General features: G+C 43.9%; 8 protein-coding genes. 7 read left to right on the top strand and 1 reads right to left on the bottom strand.

What is annotated here, in order from left to right; genetic code table 11:
* Nucleotides 1-322: 322 nt before the first annotated feature.
* Genes F551_RS0109015 through msrA form a run of 3 tightly spaced genes read left to right on the top strand, consistent with a single transcriptional unit; the run spans nucleotide 323 to nucleotide 5,439 of the window.
* On the top strand, nucleotides 323-1,447 hold the full coding sequence (locus F551_RS0109015) for an efflux RND transporter periplasmic adaptor subunit (RefSeq protein WP_026296747.1): 1,125 nt from the start codon (nucleotides 323-325) through the stop codon (nucleotides 1,445-1,447).
* A complete protein-coding gene (locus F551_RS0109010; RefSeq protein ID WP_018997174.1) occupies nucleotides 1,447-4,701 on the top strand; it encodes an efflux RND transporter permease subunit in 3,255 nt (1,084 codons plus the stop codon). The genes F551_RS0109015 and F551_RS0109010 overlap by 1 nt, the downstream gene beginning before the upstream one ends.
* A 60-nt stretch (nucleotides 4,702-4,761) precedes the next feature.
* A complete protein-coding gene (msrA, locus tag F551_RS0109005) occupies nucleotides 4,762-5,439 on the top strand; it encodes a peptide-methionine (S)-S-oxide reductase MsrA (RefSeq protein WP_018997173.1) in 678 nt (225 codons plus the stop codon).
* A 23-nt stretch (nucleotides 5,440-5,462) separates the two neighbouring features.
* Here the strand turns inward: msrA and F551_RS0109000 are convergent, their stop codons facing one another.
* Complete coding sequence (locus F551_RS0109000; protein ID WP_018997172.1) at nucleotides 5,463-7,019, bottom strand: ArnT family glycosyltransferase; 1,557 nt, start codon at nucleotides 7,017-7,019, stop codon at nucleotides 5,463-5,465.
* Between the two features lie 428 nt (nucleotides 7,020-7,447).
* Between F551_RS0109000 and F551_RS0108995 the strand changes: the two genes are divergently transcribed.
* The 4 genes from F551_RS0108995 to murI all read left to right on the top strand — a co-directional run bounded on the left by F551_RS0108995 (nucleotide 7,448) and on the right by murI (nucleotide 13,369).
* Nucleotides 7,448-10,477, top strand: coding sequence for a TonB-dependent receptor (locus tag F551_RS0108995; protein WP_018997171.1), 3,030 nt, complete (start codon nucleotides 7,448-7,450; stop codon nucleotides 10,475-10,477).
* Nucleotides 10,478-10,631: 154 nt separating this feature from the next.
* Nucleotides 10,632-11,663 (top strand): agmatine deiminase family protein, encoded by a 1,032-nt coding sequence (locus F551_RS0108990; protein ID WP_018997170.1) that lies wholly within the window; start codon nucleotides 10,632-10,634, stop codon nucleotides 11,661-11,663.
* A 33-nt stretch (nucleotides 11,664-11,696) separates the two neighbouring features.
* Entirely contained in the window at nucleotides 11,697-12,566 is an 870-nt protein-coding gene (gene aguB / locus F551_RS0108985; protein ID WP_018997169.1) for an N-carbamoylputrescine amidase, read from the top strand.
* Between the two features lie 5 nt (nucleotides 12,567-12,571).
* The gene (gene murI / locus F551_RS0108980) at nucleotides 12,572-13,369 is read left to right on the top strand and encodes a glutamate racemase (RefSeq protein ID WP_018997168.1); all 798 of its coding nucleotides are present in this window, start codon (nucleotides 12,572-12,574) and stop codon (nucleotides 13,367-13,369) included.
* The last annotated feature ends 156 nt before the right edge of the window (nucleotides 13,370-13,525 follow it).

Here is a 13,525-nt window from a genome sequence, read left to right as displayed (position 1 = left end):
GAGTCCATTCGATTGAGCTTACGCAAAACCGGTCAGTGTGGAGCTAAGTGTTTTATGGCCAAGATTCAACTAAACAGTCTGTTTAGCGAATTGTAAACATCGTATTCTGGCCGTTTTGTCGCGCCTAAATGATAACAAAAACTTCTAATCATTGTGTAAAATTAATGTGGATCCGATGGTATTGATAAATATAAGTGAGGTATAGTTTGCGACAGATTGTCTGTTAACTATAGGAATTGCGTGTCAAGGACACTATTTGCAGGTAATAGGTAGAAAAAAGACCTGCAAAACGCTGGCTTATTATTTTGAAAGGAAACCGTGTATGTCGCGGTCAATGAAAATCGCCGCAGGAATTTTTGCGGTTTTTGTCCTTTATTTCGTGGGAAGTGCATTATTTCGTTCAGGAAATGATAATCAGACGAACATTCCAGAGGGCAGAGCAAATGCGGTCCCCACGTTGGAAAAGCCAGTTCCTGAGAGACGGAATAATAAAGAAGATGTCCGTGTATTGGTGCGCAGCTCTGCGGCTCGATTGCACCCAGTATATTTGAGCCTTAAAGGGCGGTCGGAGCCCGATAGAAGCGTTCTTGTGCGGTCTGAAACCACTGGTGTTGTGTCACGAGCAAACGCAGTCGAAGGTGGGTTAGTTAAGTTAAATGCCGTTCTATGTGGATTGGATGTAGATGCGAGGCAAGCAAACCTTGATGAAGTTAAAGCGCGTTTTGCTTCAGCAAAACTAGATTACAACGCGACCAAAGAATTAGTTGAGAAAGGGTGGAAGCCCGAAAACCAAGAAGCAGCAGCTAAAGCAGCGCTTGACGCAGCTGCAGCTGCCGTTGAAAGCGCCGAAGTCGAATTGTCTAAAACGAACATTCGCGCTCCTTTTGCTGGTGTATTTGAAAAACGTGAAGCCGAAGTTGGTGATTTTTTAGCGCCTGGCGGTGTCTGTGGTTTAATGCTTGATCTTGATCCATTGGTTGTCGCGGTGGATGTGTCCGAAAAATATGCGGGTATCTTACAGGCTGGCGCGTCAGCATCTGCTTTATTAGGACAGAGGGCTGGAGATAATGTTGAAGGCACTGTTAGCTATGTTGCGTCTTCTGCAGATGTTGCTACAGGCACCTATCGAGTCGAAATAGCGCTGGACAATCCCAATATGTCTTTACCAGCCGGGCAATCTGCTGATGTGCGAATTCAGATCGGTGAAGGGTTGGCACATCACATTTCACCTGCACTGATTGTCTATTCTGATGAAGGCAGACCAGGTGTCAGATATGTTGGTCCAAATTCATTTGTGCATTTAGCTATGGTTGAAATTGTGGATAGCGACCAAACGGGTGTGTGGGTCAGCGGTCTACCTCAAGAAGCCAATGTGATCGTTCAAGGACAGGATTATGTTCAGCAAGGCTTGAGAGTTGAAGCCTTCTTTGAAGGGGATAATTCATAATGCACGCATTAATCGACGGAGCTGTCTCTCGCGCACGAATGGTGCTGTCGATATTAGTGTGTGCGATTATTGCTGGAATAATTGTATATGATAATCTGCCCAAAGAGGCGGCCCCTGAAATTCAAGTACCATTTGTACTGGTTACAATTCCTCTTGAAGGTATTTCTCCTGAGGATTCTGAACGTTTGTTGATCCGCCCGACGGAAACAGAAGTTCGTTCTATCGAGGGAATTAAACAAATAGACTCTGTTGCTCAAGAAGGTGCAGGTCTAGTTATCATTGAATTTGAAATTGACGCTGATATTGATCAAGCACTTGTTGATGTTCGTGAGAAAGTTGATATGGCCAAGCGCGAATTTCCGCAGGAAACTCGCGAGCCAGTTATTACAGAGCTGAATACGGCGCTTTTCCCTGTTGTTGTGGTCAATTTGTACGGCGATGTTCCTGAGCGAGGTTTGTTTACCATTGCTCGGAATTTGCAAGATAATTTAGAAGCAATTCCTGGAGTGCTAGAGGCAAATATCGAAGGTGCTCGGGAAGAAGTTCTTGAGGTGCAAGTTGATCCAGTAAAGTTGGAAACTTACAATTTATCTGCTGCCGCGATTTTTGCGACCATTCAGGCGAACAACAATCTGATCCCAGCGGGCAGTATTGATATGGGCGAGGGACGCTTTTCAATTAAAGTGCCCGGACTGATAGAGACGCCGCAAGATGCTTTTGATATTGCTGTAAAACGTGTAGGCGATCGTGTTGTTACGATTAAAGACGTAGCTGAAGTTCGTCGTACATTTAAAGACCGCGATGAATTTGCTCGTTTTAATGGGCAGGCAGCGTTGTCGGTCCAAGTCGTAAAACGTTCTGGTGCTAATATTCTGGAAACGGTTGCAAGTGTTCGCGAAACAATAGCTGCATTAGAGCCCTCATGGCCTGATACACTGAATGTTGAATTGACTGCAGATGAGTCTGCGGAAATTGGTGACCAAATCTCGACGTTACAATCATCTATCATGACTGCCGTTATTTTGGTGATGATTATTGTTGTGGGGGCGTTGGGCTTAAGGCCAGCAATTTTGGTCGGAATATCGATTCCTGCCAGTTTCCTTATGGGTTTTCTGTTTTTGGGTTTTGCTGGGTACACCATCAATATGATGGTATTGTTCGCGCTTGTGATTGCAGTTGGTATTCTGGTCGATGGTGCAATTGTTGTTGTTGAATATGCTGACCGCAAAATGGCAGAGGGATTGGATAAAGTCGAAGCATTTGCAACAGCTGGAAAACGCATGTTCTGGCCGATCATCGCTTCCAATGCGACAACTTTGGCGGCATTTTTGCCATTCCTGTTTTGGAATTCTATGCCGGGTAAGTTTATGTCTTACCTGCCAATTACTTTGATCTTTGTTTTGACGTCATCCTTATTCATGGCGTTGATATTTTTGCCTGTATTAGGAGGGGTCGTTGGTGGACGCAGCAAGGATGCAGACTCTTCTTTAAAGGATGTTTCAGGTGAAGGCGGTAATCCTGAAAAAGCCAGTGGTTTTGTTGGCTTTTACGCGCGAATGATATCGAGGTTTTGTAATCAGCCTTTATTGGTAACGGGTGGTTTAGTAGTTACTTGTTTTGCCGTAATGTTTTGGTTTAGCTCCACGAAGCACAATGTGCACTTCTTTTTGGATGCGGAGCCAGAGAAATTATACATTTATGTAGGTGCTCAGGGTAATCTTTCTGGACAAGAAGAATTCGAAATCACAAAACGCGCTGAAGCTGTTGTGATGCCAATTGAAGGTATCTTGTCTGTCACAACAGTAACCGGACCAGCTGCATCCCAAGGAGGATTTGGAAGCGGAACCGGATCAATCCCTGTCGATACAGTCGGGCGAATGTTGGTTGATTTGGATTCGAACACTCCTGGTGTAGACGGACGGAAAGTAGAAGCTGAAATTCGGGAAGCTTTCCGAGGCTTTGTTGGTGCACACATCGAAATCGCTGCGTTTGAAGAAGGACCACCAGTCGGTAAAGATGTTCAGATATCAGTCCTGTCCTCTGATGGTGAAGCACTTTTAAAAACCGCAACAATAATTCGCGAGAAACTCGATTCAACTGAAGGTCTCGCTGATATTGAAGATACACGTCCATTGCCGGGAACTGAATGGCATTTGGATATTGATCGCGAACGTGCTGCGAAATTTGGTGTGGATATCAATCAAGTTGGTGGTGTTGTTCAGCTAGTGACTAATGGAGCGTTGGCTGGTCGCTTTAGACCGGATGATGCAATTGATGAAATTGATATTCGGGTTCGTTTTCCCGCTGAATATAGATCTGTTGAAGCGATAGATAACTTAACTGTTTCAACACCAGATGGGCCAACGCCTATATCGACATTTGTTGATCGTGTACCTGCACCTGAACGAACTCGTATCGATCGACGTGATGGGTTGAGAATTTTTACAATGCGCGCAAATGCAGTTGAAGCTGGGCAGGGTGCGCAAATGAACGCTGAACTTAAAGATTGGGTTGCGGAACAAAACTTTGATCCCAACGTTAAAATTCAATTTGAAGGTGCTGATGAGGAATCAGCTGATGCGGCCGCTTTCTTCCAGGCGGCTGCCATGGGTGCACTCTTTTTGATGGGTGTTATTCTATTGTGGGAATTCAATAACTTCTATCACGTGATGTTGACGCTCTCAGCAGTTATTTTGTCCACTATTGGAGTGCTGATCGGCCTTCAGTTGGCTTCCAGTTACATTTCAATGATTATGACTGGGACCGGAGTTGTCGCACTCGCTGGAATTGTTGTGAACAATAATATTGTTCTCATTGATACGTTTCAGCGTTTGATTAAGGATGGACGGACTGCACATGAAGCGGCGGTTATGACTGCTGCACAGAGAATGCGTCCGATTCTTCTAACGACTGGAACAACTATTTGTGGGTTATTGCCGATGGTTGTCCAGATGAACATCAATTTCGCGGATGGCTCCATCACTAAGGGAGGCGCTGCATCTGAGTGGTGGGTTCCATTGTCGACAGCTGTCGTATTTGGTCTTGGTTTCTCTACAATTGTAACTTTGATAGTTACACCTGTTTGGTTGGCTGCTCCAGAAAAAATGGGAAGATGGAGAGACCGTAATTGGTCGCGTTTGCGCACAAAATTAGGGGTGGTGGCCAGTGATAGCGGTTTGATCCAACGTGAAAATCGCGAAGTTCAGGATCAGATATTGGCGCGCCCTGAGGATGATGTGAGAGCAGCTGAGTAGAAACTCACTCAAAATCAAATACGCGTGAGTTCATTAGAAGATGATTGTGCTTTTTTATGAATGAGCCATATTGACCGTATGTCATATTTCAAATTTTCAACCGTTCTCGCTGCTTCTTTTTTTCTAGTCGCTTGCTCGCAATCTAATGCAGTTAAATCACCTATTCTTGAGGGTGATGTCTCTGAAACTGCGAAGAGTGTTGAGACGAAATCTGTCATTCTAGCAGGGGGATGTTTTTGGTGTGTTGAATCTGATTTCGATAAAGTTGAAGGCGTTGTTTCGACTACATCCGGTTATTCGGGCGGGCACCTAGACAACCCCACGTATAAACAGGTTTCAAAAGAGAATACGGGCCATTATGAAGTCGTACGTATTGAGTATGATCCTCTTCAAGTCAGCTTTGATGAACTGATTACTTATTATTGGCGGCATGTAGATCCAACGGATGGAGGTGGCCAATTTTGTGATAGGGGAGATAGTTATCGAACCGCAATTTTCGTGAACAATGAAGAAGAACGCGATATTGCGGAAACATCAAAAAAAGAAGTTACTAAGTCAGAAGTATTGGATGACCCAATTGTGACTCCTATTTTGAGTGCTTCAACATTTTGGCCGGCTGAAAACTATCATCAGGATTATTATCAGAAGAATCCTATCCGGTATAAATATTACCGCACTTCCTGTGGCCGCGATAAACGCGTGAAACAGGTTTGGAAGAAAGAACTATCAGCAAAGTAATTGATAGAGATCAGTGCGTTAGATCACTTGATTGAAATAGGGTTTTCTTCAAACGGGCATTGCTCGTTTAGATCCCTCATGCGAATTTCATAGTCTCTAGTGCGATCGACAGGTGAGTATTTTGTTGCTTTGTAGAGACAGAAGTGTCTCTTGTGCTTCCCGCCAATGGGAATGTCTATTCGCCCGACAGCTTCCAAGGTTTCAAAATCCTCTCGCATGCGCGCTATAAAGTTCGGACGCAAAGAAGCAATGAGGAAAATATCATCATTATTCTTTGGTATTGGTGCAAAAGACTCTGCGAAAGCATGAGGCGTATTGTGCCGTTGCCATAAATAATGGGGAGGAGGAGCATCTAATTCCTCCCCATAATAATCCATCCCATGCCAGAATTCACGTTCGTCAAATACGATACCTTGAGCTTCGATTGCGCTGGCAGCTTTTTGAATTTCTTCAACAGATGCTTCCCATCCGCGTGCGCGTTTGATGGAGTTTGATGTACCTATTTTATCGGCAAAACTTGGAGAAATAGCCATTGCTGTCATAAGCAGGCCAATCGAGGCATTAAATGCGAGACCCACTTTCATTAGTTTAGTCCAATTTGCTCTTAGCACCCACGCAGCGACTAATACGGAGGCTGCAGGGTAGGCACTTGCGGCCCAATTCGCGTGAGCTCGTGATACAAATGCTTGTCCTGCTATGATAATAAGGGCTGGCAATACAAAGCAAAGAAACCAGCGATCCTTTTTGACACTTTCATTATCGGTTTTGGGTAGAATGAATAATAGGCCAAGTAATAAAATCAGGAATGATATTGGTCCAAATACACCCATTTGATCTTGAAAAAACTTAATCAAATTACTGAGGTTAAATGATGAGTTTTCCCAATTTGCATTGTCCGCTGTGTGAGAAAGAGTAGCTAGGTCATTGTTGATATTCCAAAGAATATTTGGCGTCATCACAATCGCAGCCGCCAGGATTGTAGCAAGGCCTTTAAAAGACAGCATCGCCCGGCGTGTCGGCCAATCAATCAACATTGTCAGCATAATACCAACGAGAATGTATATGGCTGCGTATTTGGCCATAAAAGCAAAACCAATCGCTATTCCCATCAGTGCTGCTTTCAGCCAGGTGGCATTATCACGTTGATACCAGAGAAGCGTAATAGCGGCTGTCCAGCACGGAAGAAGTAGGCCGTCAGTAGAGATGATATTGGATGATAACCAAACGGCAGGCATCATCATGTAGATCAATGCAGCCCAGCTTCCAGTGCGAATATCAAAAGCTTTTTTACCCAGTAGGAATAGGAAAAACGCAACAAACCCATGTCCGATAGGGGCATAAAAACGAATTCCCCATTCAGAATGGCCAAAAATATTCGTGGTTAGCGAAATCATCCAGGCAATTAGAGGCGGTTTTGAGTAATACCCCCAATCTAATTCTCTAGACCAGCGCCAATATTGAGCCTCATCAGGTCCTATATTCAGAGGAGATGCAATAACCGCGATCAACCTGAATAACACGAGACTTCCAATAAGAAGTGCGGCGAAAGTTAGGGGATTTCGGCGGATTAAGTCAGGCATTTGAACCACAGGTGTTTTGTTTAGGTTTTGAAGCAAAAAGCGCTACAGACTGTTTAAAGCTGCTAAATGTCAAAATAGCAAATGCATATGAAACAAAGCGAAAATTGACGTAGGGGAAACATTTGTTTGTTTCGGGTTTTCACGAAATAAATTTCTCATTACACAGATGGTTAAGAGTGATAACTATTTATAATAAACACATATTTATCAATAAGTTGAGATGGTTCTGAGGCCGTTTTTTAAAACAAAAAAATCTTTTCTACTTTGAGGTGAATGTTGCAAAAATGTGCCATGTATTATTGAAATTTTTTGTGAATACCTCTTGTCACTTAACTGTCATGTACGGCGTGTAAGCGGACCATATTCACGGCGCGTGCACCTCCCACTCTGGCATGCGTCATCGTCTAGGTCTAAGGGGATATTTATCGATGACCAATTGGAAAAGCCTTGTAGGTGGTGTGGCAGTTGCTGCTATCTCTACAGCAATCGTGCAGCAAGCTGAAGCTCAGGTAACGACGTCTTCTGTTCGTGGTTCAGTCGTTGACGCAAATGGCGCTGCTGTTTCTGGTGCAGCCGTAACAGTGACGAACACTAGTACTGGTGTCGCACGTACAGCGTCAACAAATTCAAATGGTACTTTTAACGTTCGTGGTCTATCAATCAGTGGTCTTTACACTGTTGCTGTAGCCGCGGACGGATATCGTGCGTCTTCAGTGTCTGACCTCGCTCTTGGTTTGGGTAAAACTACAGATCTTCCATTTGTTTTGGAAACTGATGAAACTCGTACCTTGGAAACGGTAGTAATCACTGCTTCAGCTGCCCCACTTGCTCAAGTTGCAACAGGCCCAAGCACTGTATTTAACATTGATACGTTGGAATCTGCTCCAACAATCAACCGTAACATTGGTGACGTTCTTCGTATTGACCCTCGTGTGTATGTAAACGAAGGACGTTCTGGTATCGACCCAATCCAGTGTGGCGGTAAAAACCCACGCTTCAACTCGTTCACACTTGATGGTGTGCGCATGAATGATGGTTTTGGTTTGAACTCAAACGGTTACCCGACAGAGCGCCAACCATTCCCCTTCGACGCTATCGAGCAGGTGGCTGTTGAGCTTGCTCCATTTGACGTACAATATGGTGGTTTCACAGCTTGTAACATCAACGCTGTAACAAAATCAGGTGGTAACGAATTCCACGGTTCTGTTTTCTTTGACTACACAAATGAAGCTCTAAAAGGTGACTCACTTGAAGGCGACAACATCGAAGTTCCTGACTTTGATGAAAAGCGCTACGGTGTTCAAGTTAGCGGTCCTATTGTAAAAGACAAATTGTTCTTCTCTGTAGGCTATGAAAAACTAGAAGGCGTTGAAATCTTCGAACGTGGCGTAATTGGTTCAGGTGCAATCAATGAAGTTGACGTGACGCAAGCTGAGCTTGACGAAATTATCGACATCGCAAATACAGTATATCAGTATAATCCAGGCGTTATTCCATCAAGTATGGATGAAGAAGACGAAAAAATCTTCGCTAAATTGGACTGGAATATCTCCAATAACCACCGTGCAGCTCTGACATACATCTATAATGATGGGTTCAACATTGCTCAGTCAGATGGTGACAACAACGAATTGGAATTCTCAAATCACCTATACGAGCGTGGTGCAGAATTGAACCAATTAGTTGGTTTCTTGTATTCTGATTGGACAGACAGCTTCTCAACAGAAATTCGTTTGGGTAAAGTTGAGCTTGACAACAGACAAGTATCAATTGGTGGAACAGACTTTGGTGAGTTCCGTGTTCAACTAGAAGATCGCGATGGTCTAGGTGATGTAGATGTTTATTTGGGTGGAGACGACTCACGTCAATCAAACAAGTTAAACTACGACATTCTGAACCTGGCACTTAAAGGTTTCTATAATGTTGGTCGCCACAACATGACTTTTGGTTATGAGCGTGAACAGTACGACATTTTCAACCTTTTTGTTCAGCACACTGAAACAGAAATTCGTTTCGACAGCATCGATGCTTTCCGCAACCAAATTGGTCGCACATACTACAACAACGCACCATCTCAGAACCCGGTAGATGCGGCGGCTGATTGGGGATACGCTGTAAACACTCTTTATGTTCAGGATGAATTCCAAGCAACTCCAACATTGGCAGTAACTTACGGTCTGCGTTATGACTTCTGGCAAACAGATGATGCTGCGCCAACAAACCCAGATTTCCTTGACACTTATGGTTTCTCAAACGGTCAAAACCTTGATGGTGCTAGCCTAGTTCAACCGCGTGTTGCGATTACTTGGGAACCTAAAGATAACTTGACAGTACGTGCTGGTGTTGGTCGTTACTCCGGTGGTGACCCGAATGTATGGTTGTCAAACACATATTCAAACAACAATGTTGTTCAATTTGGTGACAACATTAGAGATTTGGATCTTGCAGCACAAACTTATGCATTGTGTGAAGAAGGTGTTCCTGAAGGGCCAGGTTGGTGTATTCCTCAGGTCCTCGTTGACTCAATTGCAACAGGTGAAGGTTCAAACTTCGAGATTAACTACCTAGACCCAGATTTTGAAATTCCTTCAGAATGGAAATTCAACATTGGTGCTCAATGGATGCCAGACCTATCAGTACCTGGCTTCATGAGCTTCCTTGGCGGTGAATACGCAATCGATGCAGACCTTATTTGGTCACAGGGTGAAAACTCTGCTATCTGGTTGCGCGGTGATCTAGAACAAACTGGTACAACAGAGGAAGGATATCCAGAATTCTCTTCAGTACGTGAGCCTTCTTTTGTTCTTACAAACACTAGCGATGTAGCAAATGAAGCACTGTCTATCTCTTTCAACGTTGCGAAAGATTACGACAATGGATTGAACTGGCAGATCGGATACGCGTTCAACGACGCTAAAGACGTATCTCCAATGAATAGCTCTGTTGGTTTCTCAAACTACGTATTCCGTGCGTTCTTTGACCCACAAGCTGAAGTTCTTTCTACTTCTGACTGGAACACAAGACACCGTTGGACTGGTTTGGTTAGCTATGAAAAAGAATTTATCGCTGACTATGCAACAACATTATCTGCTTTTGGTTTCATGAGATCTGGAACTCCTTACTCAGCGACATTCAACGGTACAATCAACCCATTCGGTTTCACACCTTACCTAGATTTCGTAGACAACACTCTACGTCCTGGTGCTGAACGTAACGAATTCGAAAGTGGTTGGTGGGGTAAAGTTGACTTGCGCATCGAGCAAGAGCTTCCTGGTATCATGTCTGCTCACCGCACTAAAGCGTTCGTAACAATCGACAACTTTACAAACTTGTTGAACGATGAATGGGGTGTTTTGTATGAACACTCTAATCTGGAGCCTGAAGATGACATCCGTCCTTCCAGAAACGGTAGTGCTTCTCAGTACGAAGTACGTGTAGGTCTTCGTTACGAATTCTAAGTCTAGCTTAGATATCTAAATTGAGAGAGGGCGGTGCATTGAAGTGCCGCCCTTTTTCTTTGTTGAGGATTTGCGTTGACGACGATTGGATTAAAGCAGATATAACCGCGCTGAATGTTTATTTAGTAGCTGGCAATATCAGGAATTTCTCACCATGGCGGTGATTGACAATAAGGCTTTAATTCCACCAGCGGAGTGGGAAGAGCACAAGGCCATCTGGACCGCCTGGCCAACAGGCATGGATCTTTGGGCACCAGACCCAAAATTTGCGCGTGAAGAAGTTGCCAATATGATTAGTGCATTATCCCAAAGTGTCGACGGACGGCAGGGCGATAAAGTTAAGCTACTGGTCAAGAATGATGAAGCGAAAACGAGTGCTCAAGACATAGTGGGAGATATAGCTGAAATTATCTCTCAACAATATGGAGATATTTGGCTGAGAGACACTGGGCCTATCTTCCAATCTGCTGAAGTTGCGGCTGTATTTCAAACCAATGGCTGGGGCGAGAAATACATATATGAACATGATGATAAAGTCGGCAAAGCTATAAGCTGGCACGCCGACGCAATTCACAAAGCACATGATTTTATTCTTGAAGGCGGCGCTATTGATGGAGATGGGCAGGGTACATTTTTGACCACTCGAGAATGCTTATTAAATCCTAACCGAAATATGCACTGGAAATCTGAAGCTGACGCAGAACAAGCATTGGCTAGTGCTTTGGGTGCTAAGAAAGTTATTTGGTTGGATGGTGGATTGCTCAATGACCATACAGATGGTCATGTTGACAATGTTGCTCGTTTTGTGGGGCCATCTCATGTCGTCTGCCAGTCGCCATATGGGGAAGATGACCCAAATGCAGATGTGCTTGACGAAATTTATTCTGTACTAGCATCTCAAATGGACGCTTGCGGAAAAAAATTGCGCGTTACGCGTATTCCATCACCGGGGGTGTATCGTGATTTGGCTGGGGATATAGCTCCAGCGAGCCACATGAATTTTATAATCGGAAATGGCAGTGTTGTAGTTCCAACATATGGAAACAATAGCGAAAAAGCAGCAAATGAAGCTATTGCCATATTGAAGGGCATATTTGTTGATAGACGTGTAATCGGCTTACCGTCGAATTATATTTTAACAGGCGGTGGTTCGTTTCACTGCATCACTCAACAGCAACCCGCATAGAGTGTTAGTGACTTTAAGGCTTGAGAATTTAGCATGACCCGTATTCTAACAGTTGGGATTATACAGAGCGCTTTTAGTAATGATATAAATGAAAATATCAACACAGTGATCAAGCATATTGAGCAGGCTGCAAAGCAAGGTGCTGAAGTGGTTCTTATCCCTGAGTTGTTTCAGGGCCACTATTTTTGCAAAACTCAAGAAGAAAAAGAGTTTTCAAGAGCTTATGTTTGGAATGAGCACCCGTGCGTTAGCGCTTTAGCGCCAATAGCTAAAGAATTGGAAATTGTCATTCCCGTTTCCATATATGAAAAATCTGGTCCGCATTATTTTAATTCTGTCGTGATGATTGATGCTGATGGTGAATTGTTGGGGGTATATCGTAAAACTCACATTCCTGATGGCCCTGGGTATCAGGAGAAATTCTACTTCAAACCGGGTGATACGGGCTTCAAGGTTTGGGACACTCAGAAAGGTAGAATAGGGGTTGGGATTTGCTGGGACCAATGGTTCCCTGAATGCGCTAGGGCAATGGCATTGGCGGGAGCTGATCTATTGCTTTATCCAACTGCAATTGGTTCAGAGCCTCAAGAGCCGGATATGGATACCGCTGCTCGGTGGCGACGCGTGATGCAGGGACATGCAGTGGCTAATGTTATTCCGATTGCGGCGGCCAACAGAGTTGGAAGTGAACAGGGGCAGTCATTTTATGGCACAAGCTTTATATGTGATGCAGTTGGTGAAGTCATCGAAGATATGGATCGAGAAGAAGAGGGAATTCGTGTAGCGCGGTTTGATCTTGATTATATTGATCAGATGCGTGCAGCATGGGGTTTCTTCAGGGATCGTCGAACAGACATGTATACTTCGCTAGTGTCAGCGATAGTTCCGAAAGAAGGAAATTAGAGCAAATGAGCCGAGTTCTGGTCTTTGATAGCGGTGTTGGTGGGCTTTCCATCGTTCAATCGATCCAAGAACAAGCTCCAAATGTAACTATTGATTATGCTGCAGATTCTGGTTTTTTTCCATATGGTTTGAAAACGGATCAAGAGCTAAAAGAACGCCTGCCGATGTTGTGTGCAGCGTTGGTGAAAGAAGCTCAACCGGATTTGCTTGTATTGGCATGCAATACTGCCAGTACCTTGGCTCTAGATGCTGTTCGTGAATGTGTGGATATTCCGGTTGTTGGAACAGTTCCGGCCATTAAACCGGCTGCCGAACATACCGAAACTGGCGTTGTAGGTGTGTTGGCAACACCAGGGACGGTGCGAAGACAATACCTGAATAATCTTGAAAAAGAATTTGCTTCTAAAGTTAAGGTGTTACGCTACGGAACAGCAGGCTTGGTGGAATTGGCTGAACGATATGTGAGAGATGAAGTTCTTTCGATTGATCAGTTTGAAACTGCTATTTCACCTTTATTCTCGAAAGAAAATGGTGAAGATATAGATACTATCGTATTGGCATGTACGCATTTTCCTTTGATTAAACATCAAATTCAAAATGCCTGTCCCAAACATGTAAAAAAGTTAATAGACTCAGGTGAAGCGATTGCCCGGCAGGTAATTAAACGCCTAAAAGAAGAAAAACCAAGCAACAGTTCTCGTAATGGGCGTGCTTTACTTACTGGCGGTAGAGCAAACAAGGTTGCTTACTCTACAGTACTAGAAAAATTCGGCTTTCTTAGAGTTGATATTATTGATCTGTAATAAACACAGCGAACTTCTTGATTTTATTTTATTTACGTTTAGTTAACGTTCATTAAGAGGTTGGTAGTCTGGCCTTGTGAATTTTTGTGACGTCTTGCCGAATTCTGGTTCAGTTACTGGGGGAAGTCAGAAGAAGTTACAGAATTAATCTGTCTG

It is taken from the genome of Hirschia maritima DSM 19733 (assembly GCF_000378345.1).
In the GTDB taxonomy this organism is placed as follows: Bacteria; Pseudomonadota; Alphaproteobacteria; order Caulobacterales; family Hyphomonadaceae; genus Hirschia; species Hirschia maritima.
The sequence above is the reverse complement of the archived record's forward strand: the minus strand, read 5'-3'. Positions and strand labels throughout refer to the sequence as shown.